This window comes from Celerinatantimonas yamalensis, from assembly GCF_046054155.1.
Taxonomy (GTDB): domain Bacteria; phylum Pseudomonadota; class Gammaproteobacteria; order Enterobacterales; family Celerinatantimonadaceae; genus Celerinatantimonas; species Celerinatantimonas yamalensis.
Genome location: NZ_JBEQCT010000002.1, coordinates 1 through 18655, shown reverse-complemented (window position 1 = coordinate 18655; position 18655 = coordinate 1). Strand labels below are relative to the sequence as shown.

Annotated in this window: 15 protein-coding genes; 8 read left to right on the top strand and 7 right to left on the bottom strand. The window is 44.5% G+C overall.

Translation table 11 applies throughout. From position 1 onward, the window contains the following. Positions 1–4 precede the first annotated feature (4 nt). The 4 genes from infB (at position 5) to rpsO (ending at position 4496) form a co-directional block, all read left to right on the top strand. Complete coding sequence (infB, locus tag ABUE30_RS04720) at positions 5–2728, top strand: translation initiation factor IF-2 (protein ID WP_408622557.1); 2724 nt, start codon at positions 5–7, stop codon at positions 2726–2728. A 68-nt stretch (positions 2729–2796) separates the two neighbouring features. Next, complete coding sequence (rbfA, locus tag ABUE30_RS04715) at positions 2797–3195, top strand: 30S ribosome-binding factor RbfA (RefSeq protein WP_408622556.1); 399 nt, start codon at positions 2797–2799, stop codon at positions 3193–3195. Beyond that, positions 3195–4133 carry a tRNA pseudouridine(55) synthase TruB gene (gene truB / locus ABUE30_RS04710; RefSeq protein WP_408622555.1) on the top strand — a complete coding sequence of 313 codons (939 nt, stop codon included), beginning with the start codon at positions 3195–3197 and terminating at the stop codon, positions 4131–4133. The genes rbfA and truB overlap by 1 nt, the downstream gene beginning before the upstream one ends. 93 nt (positions 4134–4226) lie before the next feature. Next, positions 4227–4496, top strand: coding sequence for a 30S ribosomal protein S15 (rpsO, locus tag ABUE30_RS04705; RefSeq protein ID WP_408622554.1), 270 nt, complete (start codon positions 4227–4229; stop codon positions 4494–4496). Between the two features lie 72 nt (positions 4497–4568). Here the strand turns inward: rpsO and ABUE30_RS04700 are convergent, their stop codons facing one another. Further along, positions 4569–4754 (bottom strand): YgaP family membrane protein, encoded by a 186-nt coding sequence (locus ABUE30_RS04700; RefSeq protein WP_408622553.1) that lies wholly within the window; start codon positions 4752–4754, stop codon positions 4569–4571. Positions 4755–5024: 270 nt separating this feature from the next. Between ABUE30_RS04700 and pnp the strand changes: the two genes are divergently transcribed. Both pnp and ABUE30_RS04690 read left to right on the top strand, forming a co-directional pair. Beyond that, positions 5025–7172, top strand: a complete 2148-nt coding sequence (pnp, locus tag ABUE30_RS04695; protein WP_408622552.1) for a polyribonucleotide nucleotidyltransferase — start codon at positions 5025–5027, stop codon at positions 7170–7172. A gap of 33 nt (positions 7173–7205) precedes the next feature. Next, positions 7206–8249, top strand: coding sequence for a L,D-transpeptidase family protein (locus ABUE30_RS04690; RefSeq protein ID WP_408622551.1), 1044 nt, complete (start codon positions 7206–7208; stop codon positions 8247–8249). 44 nt (positions 8250–8293) lie between these two features. On the opposite strand, the gene ABUE30_RS04685 is transcribed toward ABUE30_RS04690, so the two are convergent. Continuing rightward, positions 8294–8548 carry an Lpp/OprI family alanine-zipper lipoprotein gene (locus ABUE30_RS04685; RefSeq protein ID WP_408622550.1) on the bottom strand — a complete coding sequence of 85 codons (255 nt, stop codon included), beginning with the start codon at positions 8546–8548 and terminating at the stop codon, positions 8294–8296. Positions 8549–9030: 482 nt separating this feature from the next. Here ABUE30_RS04685 and ABUE30_RS04680 point away from each other — a divergent pair, with 482 nt between their 5' ends. Continuing rightward, positions 9031–10308, top strand: coding sequence for a transporter permease (locus tag ABUE30_RS04680; RefSeq protein ID WP_408622549.1), 1278 nt, complete (start codon positions 9031–9033; stop codon positions 10306–10308). Between the two features lie 511 nt (positions 10309–10819). On the opposite strand, the gene crr is transcribed toward ABUE30_RS04680, so the two are convergent. From crr to cysZ, 5 genes are all read right to left on the bottom strand, one after another. After that, the gene (gene crr / locus ABUE30_RS04675) at positions 10820–11329 is read right to left on the bottom strand and encodes a PTS glucose transporter subunit IIA (protein WP_408622548.1); all 510 of its coding nucleotides are present in this window, start codon (positions 11327–11329) and stop codon (positions 10820–10822) included. A 40-nt stretch (positions 11330–11369) separates the two neighbouring features. Next, the gene (ptsI, locus tag ABUE30_RS04670) at positions 11370–13097 is read right to left on the bottom strand and encodes a phosphoenolpyruvate-protein phosphotransferase PtsI (protein ID WP_408622547.1); all 1728 of its coding nucleotides are present in this window, start codon (positions 13095–13097) and stop codon (positions 11370–11372) included. Between the two features lie 43 nt (positions 13098–13140). Then, positions 13141–13398 carry an HPr family phosphocarrier protein gene (locus ABUE30_RS04665; RefSeq protein WP_408622546.1) on the bottom strand — a complete coding sequence of 86 codons (258 nt, stop codon included), beginning with the start codon at positions 13396–13398 and terminating at the stop codon, positions 13141–13143. A gap of 468 nt (positions 13399–13866) precedes the next feature. Beyond that, positions 13867–14832 carry a cysteine synthase A gene (cysK, locus tag ABUE30_RS04660; protein WP_408622545.1) on the bottom strand — a complete coding sequence of 322 codons (966 nt, stop codon included), beginning with the start codon at positions 14830–14832 and terminating at the stop codon, positions 13867–13869. A 115-nt stretch (positions 14833–14947) separates the two neighbouring features. Continuing rightward, positions 14948–15730 carry a sulfate transporter CysZ gene (gene cysZ, locus ABUE30_RS04655; protein ID WP_408622544.1) on the bottom strand — a complete coding sequence of 261 codons (783 nt, stop codon included), beginning with the start codon at positions 15728–15730 and terminating at the stop codon, positions 14948–14950. 97 nt (positions 15731–15827) lie between these two features. Here cysZ and smc point away from each other — a divergent pair. Next, the coding region (gene smc / locus ABUE30_RS04650) for a chromosome segregation protein SMC (RefSeq protein ID WP_408622543.1) at positions 15828–18655 on the top strand (2828 nt) is incomplete at its 3' end.

Sequence of the window (18655 nt, the reverse complement as noted above, 5' to 3'; positions counted from 1 at the left end):
CCATATGACAGCAGTTTCAGTAAAACAACTCGCAGACGACGTGGGTACAACCGTTGACCGCTTGATTAAACAATTTGCCGATGCCGGCATTAAAAAACAGGCGGCTGATGAGATGGTGGCTGAAGATGAAAAATCGAAGCTACTTGAACACCTCAAGCAAAAACATGGGGAAGAGAGTCAACCAAGCCGGATGACCTTAAAACGTAAAACTAAAAGTACTCTGAGTATCCCAAGTTCTGGCGGTAAGGCTCGTAACGTCCAAGTGGAAGTTCACAAAAAACGCACCTATGTAAAACGTAGTGCTGTTGACGAGCAAGCAAAAGCGGAAGCTGAAGAACAAGCACGTTTAGAAACCGAAGCGAAAGCTAAAGAAGAGCAAACTCGCTTGGAAGCTGAAGCCAAAGTGAAACGGGAAGTAGAAGAAAAAGCGCGTCAAGAAGCTCAAGCAGCTAAAGCGAAGGCTGAAAAGGCGCGTAAAGACGCACAGGCAAAAGCCGATAAAGCACAGGCGGAGGCTGATCCAGAAGTGGCAGCAGCAGAGAAAGCAAAACGTGAAGAGCAAGAGCGACTAAAAGCTGAACAAGAACAAGCTGCACTCGCTAAAGCTGAAGAGGAAGCCAAACGCAAAGCCGAAGAAGCCAAGCGTTTAGCTGAAGAGAACACTAAACGTTGGGAAGAAGAAGAGAAAAAACGTAAACAAGCTGAGGAAAGTGCAGATTATCATTTCACAACCTCAACTTATGCACGTGAAGCGGAAGATGAAGAGGCTCTGAAAGATGAAAAACGGCCTCGACGTAAGAAGAAAAAAGCGGCAACGCCAGTTAAAGAAGACAACAAAGGCGGTGCCCCTGTAAATGGTAATAATGGTGGCCGTAATCAGCGTAACCGCAAAGGCGGCAAACGCCGTAGTCGCCAAGTTGTGGCACCAACCACAATGCAACATGGCTTTAATAAGCCGGCCCAACCAGTTGAACGTGATGTGCGTATCAGCGAAACGGTCACTGTTGCAGAGTTAGCCAATAAAATGGCTGTTAAAGCAACTGAAGTGATCAAAACCATGATGAAAATGGGCGCTATGGTGACCATTAATCAGGTGATTGATCAAGAAACTGCACAATTAGTTGCCGAAGAAATGGGCCATAAAGTGGTCTTAGTCAAAGAAAATGCCTTAGAAGTTGAAGTGCTTCAAGAAGCCTCTGCTGGTGATGGTGTACTGACTGCACGTGCCCCTGTTGTGACCATTATGGGCCACGTTGACCATGGTAAAACCTCTTTACTTGATTATATTCGCCGTGCCAAAGTCGCAGCGGGTGAAGCCGGTGGGATTACCCAACATATCGGTGCTTATCGAGTTAAGACTGACGGTGGCCAACTGGTAACCTTCCTTGATACTCCCGGACATGCTGCGTTTACAGCTATGCGAGCTCGCGGTGCGCAAGCGACAGATATCGTCGTTCTGGTTGTTGCTGCAGATGATGGTGTGATGCCACAAACTGTTGAAGCTATTCAACACGCTCGTGCTGCTGGTGTGCCAATTGTTGTTGCGGTTAACAAAATTGATAAACCAGAAGCGGATCTCGATCGTGTTAAAAATGAATTGGCTCAGCAAGATGTCATTCCTGAAGAGTGGGGCGGTGATACCCAATTTGTGCATGTTTCTGCGAAAACTGGTGAAGGGATCGATGGATTGCTTGAATCATTGCTATTGCAAGCTGATTTGCTGGAATTGCAATCGATTTCAACAGGTCCTGCATCTGGAGTCGTGATCGAATCACGCTTAGATAAAGGTCGTGGTCCAGTGGCGTCTATTTTGGTTCAACAAGGCGAACTTAATAGAGGCGACATCATCTTATGTGGTCTTGAATATGGTCGCATTCGGGCCATGAAAGATGAGCATGGTAATGATATTGAAACAGCTGGGCCATCTATTCCAGTTGAGATCTTAGGCCTTTCTGGTGTGCCATCAGCAGGTGATGAAGCAACAGTTGTTCGCGATGAGAAAAAAGCTCGCGAAGTTGCGCTGTATCGTCAAGGCAAATTCCGCGAAGTGAAGTTGGCTCGTCAGCAAAAAGCGAAATTGGAAAATATGTTCGCGAATATGACTGAAGGCGAGGTTCAAGAGCTGAACATCGTACTTAAAGCGGATGTTCAGGGCTCTCTTGAAGCGATTGCTGATTCATTGACTGGCTTGTCTACTGATGAAGTGAAAGTGAATATCATTGGCCGTGGCGTCGGTGGGATCACTGAAACAGATGCAACATTAGCGGCTGCATCTGATGGTTTAGTCTTTGGTTTTAATGTGCGAGCTGATGCGGCTGCACGTAAAGTGATTGAAAGCGAGCACGTTGATCTGCATTATTATAGTGTGATTTATGATCTCATCGACGAAGTGAAAAAAGCCATGACAGGGCTGTTATCACCTGAATTTCGTCAACAAATCATCGGATTGGCTGAAGTTCGCGATGTGTTCAAATCACCTAAAATTGGTGCAATTGCCGGTTGTATGGTGACTGAAGGTGTTGTGAAACGAAATAGCCCAATTCGTGTGCTTCGTGAAAACGTGGTGATTTACGAAGGTGAGCTGGAATCATTACGTCGATATAAAGACGATGTCAATGATGTTCGTAATGGCATGGAATGTGGGATCGGGGTGAAAAATTACAACGATGTCCGTGTTGGCGACCAGATCGAAGTCTTTGAGACTGTTGAAGTTCAACGTAGTTTATAATCTACACTGGACGATTGAGCAAAAAAATGGGGGCTTTAATGCCCCCATTTATGTCTGAGGTGAAGACCATGGCAAGAGAATTTAGCCGGCCACAGCGGGTGGCTCAGCAAGTACAAAAAGAAGTTGCAATGATTTTGCAACGGGAAATAAAAGATGCTCGATTAGGGCTGGTCACTGTATCATCGGTGGATGTAACCCGTGATTTGGCGTATGCCAAAGTGTTTGTAACATTCTTAGATGATAGTGAAGAAGGTATTCAACAAGGGCTTGTGGCTCTTGAGGAAGCCAAACCTTATATCCGTTTACTATTGGGCAAAGCGATGCGTTTACGTGCGGTTCCTGAATTGCGTTTTGCTTATGATAAATCACTCGTTGAAGGGATGCGAATGTCTAATCTAGCTACTCAAGCGGTGAGTGATGATCGTCGTAAGAAGCAGCAGCATAATTCGAGTGACGAGGATAATTAATGGCACGCAGGACCCGTGGACGTAAAGTTAATGGTATTCTGTTACTGGATAAATCATCAGGTATGACATCTAATTTTGCGCTGCAAAAAGTCAAACGGATTTTTTTTGCTCAAAAGGCGGGTCATACTGGTGCGTTAGACCCTTTGGCCACAGGGATGTTACCGATCTGCTTAGGCGAAGCGACTAAGTTTTCCCAGTACTTATTGGATTCGGATAAGCGCTATCAAGTCACTGCAAAACTTGGTATTCGTACCAATACATCCGATGCTGACGGTGACGTGGTAATGACGCGCCCTGTTGATGTGACTGAAGCGCATATCCAAGCAGCTTTACCGACATTTATGGGAGATATCGAGCAGATCCCATCTATCTATTCGGCTCTAAAATATCAAGGTAAACCACTGTATTGGTACGCTCGAGAAGGTATTGAGATCCCGCGTGAGTCACGGCCGATAACCGTCTACAGTATCGAAAAGCTATATTTTAAAGGTGATGAGCTGCGTTTGGATATCCACTGTAGCAAAGGTACCTATATTCGCACTATCGTGGATGATTTAGGTGAACTATTAGGTTGCGGGGCGCATGTGGCGGCGCTGCATCGCTCTCATGTGGCGGATTATCCAGCAGAACAAGTGATTAGTCTGGAAGATTTAAATTCACAGTTTGAGCAAGCGCAACAACAAGATATTGTCCCCGAACAGTTGCTTGATCAATTACTATTGCCAATGGATAGTGCCGTGTCACGTTTAGCGCAAGTTGAAGTTGATGAGGTCATGGGCGATTATCTGTTACATGGTCAAGCAGTGATGGTGCCAAGTGCTCCGATTGGGCAACCGTTGCGAATGTATATGGGACCCAGTCATTGTTTTATCGGGATTGGTGAGGTTAATGATGATGGTCTTGTGACGCCTAAGCGATTGGTTGTCTTCGAGTCTTGATCTAAGCGTACAAAGCGACTAGAATACTGCGTCCTGTTAGCGCTGAATTAGTGATTGGCGTTGACATCGATTCACTTAATTAGGAGTTAGTCCATGTCACTAAGTACTGAAGAAAAAGCAAAAATCGTTGCTGATTTTGCACGTGGTGAAGGCGATACCGGTTCTCCAGAAGTTCAGGTTGCGTTATTATCTGCACAGATTGATCATCTGCAAGGTCATTTTAAAACTCATATTCACGATCACCACAGCCGTCGTGGTTTGTTGCGTATGGTAAGTCAGCGTCGTAATTTGCTGGACTACCTGAAAGGTAAAGATGATACGCGCTATCAAACTTTGATTGAGCGTTTGGGTCTGCGCCGTTAATTTGCGCCCCTTTCGGATTAAAAAGAGGAGCTATGAGCTCCTCTTTTTTAATGAATTATTTTGATCTGTATTTCAGTGATGGGTTGAAAACCCAATTAACTGGTACAATGGGCAGTAGTTAAAGGCTGCACTGAGGATAGGTACGACGCCAATCCAACCCCATAGACCAATATAGCCGAGCGCCATTAAGCCTATCAATACGACACCGATTACAATCCGCAAGTATTTATCCCAACCACCGACATTTGCTTGTATCATCTTCTTGTCCTGTTGTGATGTATCAGTACTATTCAGTCTTCATTATATAAGAATTTTCTAATTTAATGTTTTTATTTATATCGTTATGGTTAGAAAATGTGCTATGTGGCATTTATCGTGACAACCACTGTAATGCTATCAATGCAGCAGATGGTGTTGATACAATATATGGAAACGGCAATCGTGGTTAAGATTATCTTTTATCCAATAGATGCATTATACTAGCCGCGAAATGAGAGAAAGATTAAAGCGCAAACGAAGGAAATTCACGTGAATCCTATTGTTAAAAAATTTCAATATGGCCAGCATACTGTCACTCTGGAAACGGGCGCAATCGCTCGCCAGGCAGATGCCGCGGTCATGGTTACCGTTGACGACACAGCGGTTTTTGTTACTGTCGTTGGCAAAAAGGAACCGAAGCCTGGACAAGACTTCTTCCCCCTGACAGTTAATTATCAAGAACGGACCTACGCAGCAGGTCGTATTCCAGGCGGTTTCTTTAAACGTGAAGGTCGCCCATCGGAAGGCGAAACTCTGATTGCGCGTTTAATTGACCGTCCGATTCGACCATTATTCCCAGAAGGATTTGTCAACGAAGTTCAAGTTGTTGCAACCGTTATGTCGGTTAATCCACTTGTTCAACCTGATATTCCAGCCTTAATTGGTGCATCAGCTGCATTAGCCTTATCGGGTATCCCATTCCATGGCCCAATTGGTGCTGCGCGTGTTGGGTTTATCAATGGCAACTATATTCTTAACCCAACTGTCGAAGAGCTGACTGAAAGTCAGTTAGATTTGGTAGTTGCTGGGACCAAAAATGCAGTCTTGATGGTTGAATCTGAAGCACAAGAATTGCCAGAAGATGTCATGTTGGGTGCCGTTATGTACGGCCATGAGCAGTTGCAAGTAGTTGTTCAGGCTATCAATGAACTGGCTAGCGAAGCTGCGAAACCAGCTTGGGATTGGCATTCACCAGAGAAAAATGTTTCTTTGGCTGATAAAGTTAAAGTTCTTTCTGAAGAAAAGTTAGGTGAAGCGTATCGCATCACTGAAAAAGCTGCCCGCTACGAAGCGGTTGGCGAAATTAAAAAAGCAGTGATTGAGCAGCTGACCAGTGAAGATGAAACACTGGATGCAATGGAGATTGGCGATGAGCTGGCTAAAGTTGAAAAAGCTGTAGTACGTAACCGTATTTTAGCTGGTGAACCACGTATCGATGGTCGTGAAGCTGATATGGTTCGTGCATTGAATGTGGCAACAGGTGTACTGCCTCGCACACATGGTAGTGCCATATTTACTCGTGGTGAAACGCAAGCATTAGTCACTTGTACGTTGGGAACTCAGCGCGATGCACAGATGATCGACGAGCTCACAGGAACACGTACTGATCACTTCTTGTTGCACTATAACTTCCCTCCATATTGTGTTGGTGAAACAGGCATGATGGGATCACCAAAACGCCGCGAAATTGGTCATGGCCGGTTAGCGAAGCGTGGTGTTGCGGCAGTAATGCCAAGTGCTGATGAATTCCCATACACAGTCCGTGTCGTTTCCGAGATTACAGAATCTAATGGATCTAGTTCAATGGCATCTGTATGTGGTTCATCGTTAGCATTGATGGATGCTGGTGTACCTATTAAAGGATCAGTGGCAGGTATTGCCATGGGGCTTGTGAAAGAAGACGATCGCTTTGTGGTTCTGTCTGATATTCTTGGTGATGAGGATCATCTTGGCGATATGGACTTTAAAGTCGCTGGGACAACTGATGGCGTAACTGCCTTACAGATGGATATCAAAATCGAAGGTATCACTAAAGAGATCATGCAGGTTGCGCTAAGCCAAGCCAAAGGTGCGCGGATGCACATCTTAAGTGTGATGGATGAAGCGATTAGCGGTGCTCGCGATGATATATCTGAGTTTGCACCACGCATTCATACGCTTAAAATTAGCCCTGAGAAAATTAAAGATGTCATCGGTAAGGGTGGTGCAACCATCCGTGCGTTGACTGAAGAAACAGGCACAACTATCGAAATTAGCGATGATGGTACAGTCAAAATTGCAGCAACTGATAACGATCAAGCCAAAGCTGCTATTGCTCGTATTGAGCAGTTAACAGCTGAAGTGGAAGTGGGCCAGTTGTATCAAGGTAAAGTGGTTCGCTTAGCTGACTTTGGCGCCTTTGTGCAAATTTTACCGGGTAAAGATGGTTTAGTGCATATTTCCCAGATTGCTCATGAGCGTGTTAATAAAGTAGCTGATTACCTCAATGTAGGCGATGAAGTCAAAGTGAAAGTGCTGGAAGTCGACCGTCAAGGGCGGGTTCGTTTAAGCATGAAAGAAGCTTCACCAAAACCTGAGCCTGTGCAAGAAGCAACTGCTCCGCAAGACAATCAAGATGAAGAAAATAGTAATGACTAATTGATTGCGTATCGAATTGAAAAGCCCGTCTTTATGACGGGTTTTTTTTGCTCTGAATATGGTATCTATTACACCGCTGTTAGCGCAATTAGCGTGGCGAAAAAACCATTAATTCTATATGATAAAACGCTATTACTCGGTCCCGATAAAGAGAGTGTCTATATGCTGTTGCGAGTTTGTTTGATTTTGATTTCCCTTTGGAGTAGTTGTCTGTTTGCTCGAACCTATACACTACCGATAGACAATAGTCGTTTAATTGGTACAAATACCCAGTATGTGGTTCATCAGGGTGACACGATTGCGTCTATTGCCAACCATTATGATATTGGCTTTTTGGCGTTAATGGCTGCAAATCCTGGTGTTGACCCTTTTTTACCTAAGGTGGGGAAAAAGTTATTGATCCCATTGCAGACATTATTACCTGAAGGCAAGCAGCAAGGCATTGTTGTTAATATTGCTCAGCTCCAACTATTTTATTTTCGGCCTAAGTTTCATCAAGTCGATGTTTTTCCAATTGGCATTGGTCGCATTGGGTGGAATACACCAGTCACAACGACACATATTGCGCAAAAGATTCCCAATCCAACTTGGACGCCAACCGAACATATTCGTCAAGAATATGCAATGAAAGGAGTTATTCTTCCTCAAGTGGTGCCAGCAGGAGCCAATAACCCGCTGGGCGATTATGCGATGCGTTTAGGCTATGGTAATGGTGAGTATCTTATTCATGGTACTAATAAAAGCTTTGGGGTAGGGCTGCGAGTTAGCTCAGGATGTATTCGATTGTTTCCTCGTAATATTCAATATCTTTTTTCACAAGCTCATGTCGGTATGATGGTGCGGATCATCAATCAACCAGTACAATATAGTCGTGAGCCAAACGGCCAATTATATCTTGAGGTGACTCGGCCATTAAGTCAGGCAAAAGCCGATCAAACCCAAGCAGTGAGCATTCCCACTGACCCGAAAATTTTAAAATTTCTTACTAAGAAAGGTATTGATCAACAACAGCTAGTGAAAGTTCTTACGCAGCGTTCAGGGTATCCTGAGCTAGTTGGTCGTGCAGTGAATGATTAAAAAATGGGCGTGTTAGCCGATGGCTAACACGCTGAATTGCCGAACTATTTAGTATATGATTTAGCAATATGATCGATACGTTGGTTGGCACGAGCAGCTTCTGATTTTGCTTCTTGGGCTGCGGTTTTTGCTGCATTTACATCGCTTGACAGAGTACTCTGTTCAGCTTGCAGTGCTGATACTTGATCGGACAGTGAGTCAAGTTTGCTGTTCATTGCTTTGATTTGAGATGTATTTGAACAACCTGCTAATAATAGAGGAGCTGCCAGTGCGATGGCGATTAATATAGTCTTTTTCATTGTTTTTTATCCTTTATCAAAAAGCTTAATGTACCATTAAATATGAATAGGCCTACTTCAGGTTATTCATGATTTTCATCACGATTGCTTTGACCTCACCGGTGATAAGCAATGAGTCACAATCGATAGATAATAACCCTCGTGCATGTTTCCTCGTGAACAGCGCCTCTTAAGATGATGATAGCTCTAGCGCATAAAGTCAATTTTAAGCGGCCTAATCTGACAAATTTCATAAAATATCTACTATTTTTTGAGTTTATTATTAAAACCGAAAGTCGCGGGACTGGCATAGTTGTCAAATTAGCTTTTTAAATGATGCCTATTCGAACTTTTGTTGATCGAAAAGTCATTGAAAGCTTAAGAATAATTAGCGATTATGAATTCTTTCATACTAGGCGAATGGTTGTTGTGAGAACGGTTATTTTTCATGATGGCTAGAACACGAGTCTGCGGGCTTTCCTCGGCGGGTTAAATAAAAATTTATGTTGCATACACGTTCACTATTTCAAACCTCGCTAGCCGGTTGGCTGATTCTGTCCACCGCGGTGTTTTATCTTTGCCATTCATTTTTCCCCAGTGCTGCATTGTTATCAGCGCTATGTGCTTGGAGTGCGGTCATTATGTGTTGGCCGACTTTGTCTAAGTCATCGCATCAGCAATCTGGACTACTTTTGGGCAGTGGCTTATTGATGCTCATTTGGGGGGCGATGCATGGGGCTTCTTTGGCGATTTTTCAAGCTGTAACACGTAATCTGCCACTGTTGGCCATGTTTGTCGCCGTGTCGTTTTTGTCATTAACAAACCCCACCGAGCAAGATCAATCACAGCCGATGGGGAAGCAGGGATTTTGGTCGACTTTATTATCGTGCCATCTGCTGGGGTCGATTATTAATCTATCGATTATCTTTGTGGTTGGCGATAGGCTTGCACGCGATGGCAAGCTTGATGATCGACAAGTACAAGTGATGATGCGCGGATTTTGTGCCGGTGCGTATTGGTCGCCCTTTTTTGTTGCCGCTGGGGTTGCTATGACATATGCCCCTGGCGCGCAGTGGTCGCACACAGTGATTCCAGGGCTCTTGTTGGTTGTTCCGATGATATTAATGACCTATTGGGAGGTGAGTCGTCATAAGATTGAGCAGTTCAAAGGGTATCCGCTACGTGCTGATAGTTTAGTGATGCCGGTGATTCTAGCCATTGCAGTCTTGGCGTTGCATCATCTCTACCAACAAGTGCATATTTTGACTCTTATTACGCTGATAGCGCCTTTAGGGGCGGTTGTGTTTATGCGAGGTCAGTCGCGTGTAAGCGTGTTATCTGACTACATCCAAGGACGTTTATCTAACGTTGCCAGTCAGTTTGCTCTCTTTTTAGCTGCAGGTGTATTCTCCAGCGGTGTTGCGGTTATTCTGCATGTCTATCCCAGCTTGGTACAATTTGACGCGAATGCTTTCACTCCCCTGATGTTTTTAATTGTGAGTGGCGGAATGATTTTAGTGTCGTTGGTTGGCGTGCATCCAGTTGTGAGTGTGTCACTGATCAGTCCTTTGCTTGTGCCGCTAGGTGCTAATCCCGATCAATTAGCGTTTTTATTCTTATCGGTGTGGGGGACAGGAACAGCATCAAGCCCGCTATCTGGCGTGGGACTTGCGATGATCAGTCGTTATCAGACGACGAGTCGTAGCGTGTTGCGTTTGAATTTTCGTTATATGGTCGTGATGTGGTTAGCTGCTGCAATGGTCAATTGGGCCGTGTTTTAGGCTGTGTTGATGTAGAGGATTTTTCAGCCAATTGATGGATTTTGATGCAAGGCGGGGGCGGTATGATCGTTTCTGTTAACAAATGAGTGATCACGGTAGATCGAATGCAGGCTAAACACAGCCTGAAGATTCTCTGACAAGGATCTATTTTTACTCTTTTTGCCTGCTACTTGTTCGTCACTTGGGAGTCACTCAACATCGTTTTCATTTCACGGGCAGCACGTTGTCAGAACGAATAAATCTAATCGAGAAACGGCAACATGTTCTAAGCAAATCGCACGCTTGCGCTAGCTCGTTAAATCGTCCTAAAGGGTCTCAGCAGGCGTTCTATGTATTTGAAGGTAAGATACCCATACGTATCGCTTACGGGTCTTGCAACGCCAATGTGGGCGTTATGCAGACATAAAAAATCCAGTGACAAAAGCACTGGATTTTTTTATGCCACGAATCAAGAGATACTAAAATTATTTGTATCGTATCTCTTGATATGTTCTATCGGTGAACTCTTTGATTATTTAGTCACACGCAACACAACAGTTTCAGCAACAGTGACTGTGCCTGACATTTTTTGAAGGCTTTTAACTTCATCCATGTTTGAGATAACAACAGGTGTCAGTACAGATTTTGCTTTCTCTTCGAGCAAAGCTAAGTCGAATTCGATGATAGTATCACCTTGTTTGACTTTCTGGCCCTCTTGCGCAATACGTGTAAATCCTTCGCCTTTGAGCTCAACTGTATCTACACCAAAGTGCACAAACAGCTCAATACCATTGTCAGATTCTAATGAAAATGCATGGTTGGTTTCGAAAATTTTACCAATCGTTCCATCACAAGGCGCAACAATTTTGTTCCCTGATGGTTTAATTGCAATCCCGTCACCTACAATTTTCTCAGCAAAAACCACATCAGGAACATCTTCGATTGGCACTATCTCTCCAGATAATGGTGCAATGATTTCATATCCTGATTCGTTGGTATTCTCTTCTGAAACTAATTTTTTCAGCTTATCGAACAGCCCCATGTTTAAGCTCCTCAAGTCAATGCGATTTTATCAATGGCAACTAGCAAACCGCTTTTTGTTTAATAAATTCATCCATCAGGTCTGCTACTTCATCTGCTGTTGCGGCAGCAAGAGCCTGCTCGGCTAACTGTTTTGCGTCTTCGTAATTGGTATTACGGACTAATTTTTTAATCAGTGGAATAGAGATCGCACTCATTGAAAATTCGTCAAGGCCCATACCTAGTAACAGAATAGTCGCCCGCTCATCACCAGCTAATTCACCGCACATGCCAGTCCACTTGCCAGCAGCGTGTGATGCATCGATGACCTGTTTGATCAGGTTGAGTACAGACGGTGATAATGGATTATACATTTTCGAAATCAGTTCATTACCACGATCAACTGCTAATGTGTACTGAGTTAGATCATTGGTACCTATACTAAAGAAATCAACCTCTTTAATCAGGTGGTGTGCAATGACCGCTGCGGCTGGCGTTTCGACCATGATACCGACTTCAATGGTATCGTCAAACGATTTACCTTCGTCACGCAGTTGTACTTTCAGTTTGTTGAGTTCGGCTTTTAAAAAACGGATCTCTTCGACAGAGATGATCATTGGGAACATGATCCGAATTTTACCAAATGCAGAAGCTCGAAGTAGTGCTCGTAACTGAGTGTGCATAATTTCAGGACGATCAAAGAAGATTCGTACTGCGCGCCAGCCAAGAAATGGGTTCATCTCTTTTGGCAAGTTGAGATAAGGCAGATCTTTGTCCCCACCAATATCCATAGTACGGATAATGATCGGGTGGTTTGGCATGCTCTCAGCAACTGCTTTATAAGCTTTGAACTGTTCGTCTTCAGTTGGCAGACTATCACGATCCATAAACAAAAATTCAGTGCGGTACAAGCCAATACCTTCAGCTCCGTTACGCTCTGCACCTTTGACGTCTTTAAGGCTGCCAATGTTAGAACAGGCTTCAACTCGATGACCATCCAATGTAATTGCGGGTAGATCTTTAAGTTTAGCGAGCTCTTCTTTCTCGGCTAGAAATTCGATTTGGCGTTTTTTATAAGATTCTAACTGCTCGTTGCTAGGGTTAATCAGTATTTCATTATTAACCGCATCTAATACCAGAATATCTCCATTTTTAACTTTATTGGTAATATCATTGGTACCTACAATTGCAGGAAGTTCTAACGAACGAGCCATAATTGATGTATGGGAAGTTCGGCCACCGAGCTCGGTTACAAACCCTAATACTTTATTCAGATTGATTTGAGCGGTTTCTGATGGGGTTAAATCCCCAGCCACTAAGATCACTTCCTCTTTGATAGAACTCAAAGAGACAATATCGATTCCCAGCGCATTTTTAACCAGACGTGACCCAATATCGCGAAAATCTGTTGCTCGTTCACGCAAATAAGGGTCATCCAAGTTGGCGAGCATTTGAGCATTTTGTTCAATCACTGCATTGATTGCGCGATCCGCTGATGCAAGTTCATCTTGGATGAAGGTTTTGATATCTTCTTCCAGTTCCTCATCTTCAAGTAACATAATATGTCCCTCGAAAATGGCCTCTTTTTCTGCACCGAAGGTTGCACCAGCCATGGTCTTGATCTCTTCTAGCTGGGCTGCTGTTTTATCTCTGGCATCCAAGAAGCGCTTAATTTCAGCTTTGACTTCACTGGACTTAATGGGGTGTTGATTAATAACTACTTCATCTTCACTCAGCAAAAGTGCCTTTCCGAAAGCAATGCCTGGTGAAGCTGGAATTCCTGATATCATAACCTAAACCTTTATAAACTGAACGATAAAAAGATGGGAGGAACTATTCTAATTCATCCATCAATGCAACTAATTTTGCTACTGCATCTTTTTCATCAGAACCTTCGGCACGAATCGTAATTTCAGTCCCCTTGGTCAACCCGAGAGTTTGCAATTTAAACAAGCTTTTCGCGCTGGCAGATTTGCCACCACTGATAACAGAAACATCGCTACTAAACGATTTTGCTTCTTTAACAAACTGGGCTGCAGGGCGGGTGTGTAGTCCATTTTCTGCGGTAATAACAACGTTTTTCTCAAACATAGGTGTACCTCTATTTTAGTTATCGGCTATATTGATGTTATTATCAAACAATTTGAGCATGACAAACTCATAACTGTAAGAAAGTATGTAGTAAAATAACGATATTTAGCCTAGTAGTGCTTAATCTACATCAAAATATAAGCAATCGATGAGCGATGTTGAATCACTGCAAACGTTATTTTTTAACAAATTTTTTGTTTTGCTCAACAATGATGAAGCCCATCATATTGTCTGTGTAGACGAGCCTATCTGCTGTTGACAATGCAGGTAGTGCCTGCCGCTGGGCGAAAAGTATAGTGGTTATTGAATGTGATCACAAACAGTTTGAGTGATAAAGCTAAGTGAATGGGAACGGGCATTTTGCGCCATGTTCACGTGGCAAAATTAAAAGATTAAATGACAATATTGAGAGCTCGATCAAAAAAGCCAACCCTTTGATGGATTGGCTTTTGATCATTTGGCATAAAATTACTGCAGATTTTCTTCTTCAGTAAACATATTAGCAAACAATGGGCTACTTAAATAACGCTCGGCTGCACTGGGTAAAATGACCACAATTGTTTTGTCAGCATATTCTGGTTCTTCGGCGATGCGTGCGGCTGCCACAACAGCTGCGCCAGATGAGATACCGGCTAAGATCCCTTCCTCCTCCATGAGTCGGTGTGCCATCGCAAAAGCTTCTTCGTCACTCACCTGCTCGACTCGGTCAACTAAGTCTAAGTCCAAGTTCGCGGGTATAAAACCAGGTCCAATACCTTGGATTTTGTGTGGACCAGGCTTGAGTTCTTCACCTGCTTTTGCTTGGGTAATCACCGGGGATGTAGTCGGTTCAACGGCAACGCTGAGAATCGCTTTACCCTGGGTTTTTTTGATATAACGCGAGGTTCCTGTCAAAGTACCCCCAGTGCCGACGCCAGCGATAAACACATCAACTTCGCCATCTGTGTCATCCCAAATCTCAGGGCCAGTTGTTTGTTCATGGATTTGTGGGTTAGCTGGATTATCAAATTGGCCGAGCATAATATATTTACTGTCACTATCGACAATCTCTTGAGCCTTGGCTATGGCCCCTTTCATCCCTTTAGGACCTTCAGTGAGCACTAGATTTGCACCAAGCGCTTTGAGTAGTTTACGTCGCTCAAGACTCATACTTGCTGGCATCGTTAAAGTGATTGGATAGCCACGAGAGGCTGCGACAAAGGCCAATGCAATCCCAGTGTTGCCACTGGTTGGTTCAACCAGTTCTTTGCCCGGACCCAATAGCCCTTTTTTCTCGGCATCCCAAACCATGTTAGCGCCAATACGACATTTGACACTAAAACTTGGGTTGCGTGATTCGATCTTGGCTAAGACATTGCCTTTAGTGACGCGATTCAATCGAACCAACGGTGTGTGGCCGATGGTTAGCGTATTATCTTCATAAATTTTGCTCATTGGACATACCCTTTCATGATGCTTTACATAACTACCTAGGATAAAGCCTTCAATTAATAAATGAAGGAAGCTTTAGTTATAATCATATGTAATAAAGAGATAATAACGGGCTGAGCTAGTGCTCAAGCCATGGAACGCGTCGAAGTGGCGATTGTTCTTCATCGCGATAATAGTCCACCCACAGGGCTGTTGCTCCGCAAATTGCAGCGGGCATAACGACCCAGTTTACCAGTGGGATCCACGTTGCCACCGTGACCAATGCACCAAACAGCCAGTTCCCTAGGCGATTACGTGATAGCTGTGCACGCATCGGTCGAAAGGCGATTTTATGGTTATCAAAAGGATAATCAATATATTGAATAGCCATCATCCATGCACTAAACACAAACCAAAGCACAGGAATAACTGTTTGACCTAATCCGGGGATAAAAAAAGCGCAGACTAAAACGAGGGAACGTGGTAGCCAGTAACAAAATTTTTGCCATTCTCGAAGCAAGGTGCGAGGAATGTCAGTGAGCAGCTCACTGAGTTTAGCCTCTGGAAGTGGCTGGCCTGTTAGCAATAGTTCAGTTCGTTCAGCTAAAATGCCATTAAACGGTGCGGCCAACCAGTTGCCGACACTGGCAAAAATAAACGAAAATACAAAGATAATTGCAATGACTGCAAGCGGCCAAATCAACCAATCCAGCCAATGTAAACTAGTTGGGAGTGCTAAGGTAATTTGTTCGATCCAGTATTGTAGTCGATCAAATAGCCAGTAAAATGCTCCTGCGAATAGTAGTGTATTCACTAATAGAGGAATGATGACAAAAAGTCGCAGTCCAGGTCGGCTCACCAATCGCCAGCCTTGGACGAAATAGTGGGCACCCGAGAGATGAGTCCGGGATAAATCCTGCATTGTGGGCAGTTCCGTTAAGTAAAATGGACTATCATATTACAAACCTTGGATGGCTCTGGTAAAGTCGCTCGAATGAATATACATGTATTAGGGTGTTATGCGTTTAAAGTCAATTCGCTTAGCGGGTTTTAAATCGTTTGCTGAACCAACGAAAATTCCGTTTCCTCGGCAGTTGACTGGGGTCGTCGGGCCAAATGGCTGCGGGAAGTCAAATGTCATTGATGCTGTGCGTTGGGTTCTCGGCGAAAGCTCGGCGCGTAACTTGCGCGGCGATGCCATGACTGATGTTATTTTTAATGGTTCAACCCGCAGAGCGGCTGCATCGAAAGCCTCTGTTGAATTAGCGTTTGATAATGAAAGTGGTCGATTAGGTGGAGAATATGGTGCGTACAATGAAGTGGCGGTGCGCCGTGAGGTGACGCGTGATGGCCAAAATCTGTATTTTTTGAACGGTACTCGCTGTCGTAAAAAAGATATTACGGATCTGTTTTTAGGCACCGGTCTTGGCCCGCGCAGTTACGCGATTATTGAGCAGGGCATGATCAGCCGATTAATTGAATCCAAACCTCAGGATTTAAGAGTCTTTATTGATGAAGCCGCTGGTGTTTCTCGTTATAAAGAGCGCCGCCGAGAAACCGAAAATCGCATTCGTCATACTGAAGAAAATCTGCTGCGATTGAATGATATCGAGAGTGAATTAACCGCGCAAGTGGACAAGCTTCGTGTGCAAGCACAAGCGGCTATGCGCTATCGTCAGTTACGTGATCGTCTGCGCCAATTACAACAGCAGCAATCATTAGCTCAGCTGCGTCGTTTGGACCAAGCTCTTGATCAAAAAAATAGCGAAGAGTCTACACAAAACCAGCAACTGGCTATGTTGGATGCTAAGCTGACCGAACTTGATAATCAGCATTTATTGGTCAGTGAAGAGCAGCGTGAACTTATCGAGCAACTGGATAGCTTTCGCCAAGAGCAAGCTCAAAGTGCCGCTCAACTCGCGCGCTGTGAAGAGCAATTGCTCTTTCAACAAGCCAACCAAAAACAGCGTATAACTCGAGAACAGAGTTACCAACAGCGTATTGAACAGTTGCAACAAGAACTTGCCACTCGCCAACAGCAAGTCCCGCAACTAACCGCGCACATCGACACCCTAGAGCAAGAGTTTGCCATTGGTGAGCAGCAATTGGATGAACTCAATGACACCTTGCAACAGGCTGATGACGCGCAGCAACAAGCTAGCGCCCGTAAAAGTGAAGCCGATCATCAAAGTCAACAGCTGCGCCAGCAGTTAGCAACACGTCAAGAACAACAGCGTGGTGCCCAGCACTTGCAGCAGCGATTACAACAGCAATTACAAAAGCTCTCAGTGCAATGCAATGAGCACGCTAACTTGTTTGAAGATGAGTTAGGTGAGCTTGACTCGCAACTACAACAAGCTGAGCGACAAGTTCAGCAACAACATACAACCGTTTTGCAGCTCAGTGCGTGTCAGAAGAATTGTCAAACAGAGGTTGAACAAAAAAGTGAACACTTACTAAAGCTCAATCAACAGCTGTTTAAGCAACGTACCGAGCGACAGTCATTGCAGCAACTACTCGATTCGCTAGCCAAACAGCAATATGTCGCATCCCATCCGCTTAGAGAGCGATTATCGATAACGCCTGGGTGGGAGTTGGCAGTTGAAAAAGTATTAGGCCCTTGGTTATTCGCTGAAACTGATCAACGAAAGCGTGAGCAAGCGGATCTGGCGATTTGGGCTGATGTAAGCGTGCCTGATAATGAACCTCAAAATGCACTTGTCCATCATGTGCAAGGCGCGCCAATAATACTGCTTCGTGGGGTTCGCTGTGTGTCTAGCAAACAGCAAGCGCTGCAAGAGCGAGATCAGTTAGCTCCCCATCAATCGCTGATTACCGCGCAAGGTGAATGGTTTGGGCGTGATTGGCAAAACGTATTGGGTGCCGATGACCATCAGTCGATTTTGGCTCAGCAAACGCATTTAGAACAACTCGACAAGCAATTGCAGACCCTCGAGCCCAGCCAGCAACAGGCTGAACAAACCCTTACAGTTGCCAAAGAACAGTTACAACAAATTGAAGCAGAGCTTGAAATCGCTCAACAAGCGCTGCAAACAGGCCGTGCGCAGCAGGCGCAACTAACGCAGCAGGTAGCTTTAGCGCAGCAGCGCCATGCTCATCAACAAACCCAACAAGAAGTGCTGCACGCGCAATATCAACAAGCACAAGATGAATTGCAAGAGTCGCAAGCGCAGGTTGATATGTTGGCTGAACAGCTCGAAGAATTGCAGTGGCAATTTGAACAGCAACAGCAACAGTATTTGAACGTCGAGCAAATCGCGCAGCAATGCACGCAGCATCACCAACAGCTCAATGCTCAGAGTCAACAGATAGAGCGTAATCAGCATCAGCTCCAACTGAAGCTGCAACAGCAACACGCAAAGCTCAGCCAAATCAGCGAATGGGTCAAGGATAGAAGCGAACAGTTGAAGCAGTTACAAGCTGAACTCGCTGAGCTTGCTGAATCTGCTCAGCAAGGCGTTGATTTAGAGCAATTGCTTCAGCAAGCTGAAACACTGCGCCAATTGCAATTAGAGCAACAAGTTCAACATGAGCAGTTAGAGGGGAAACGCCAGCAGTACCAACAGCAATTGACGCAATTGAGTTTAGATCACAAAACGCTGCAAAGCCAAAAAGAGCAGCAACAGCAATTATTTCAGCAACAACAGTTAGCCAGTCAGGAGCTATTAACGCGTCGACGTGTCCTGCTTGAACAATTAGCTGAGGCCGGAGTGACATTAAGCCCACAAGCACTGGATGAGATTGACATGACGATCGATTATGCCGCTGAATTAGATGCGTTAGCGCGTCAAATCAAACGCATTGGTGCGGTGAACTTAGCCGCAGA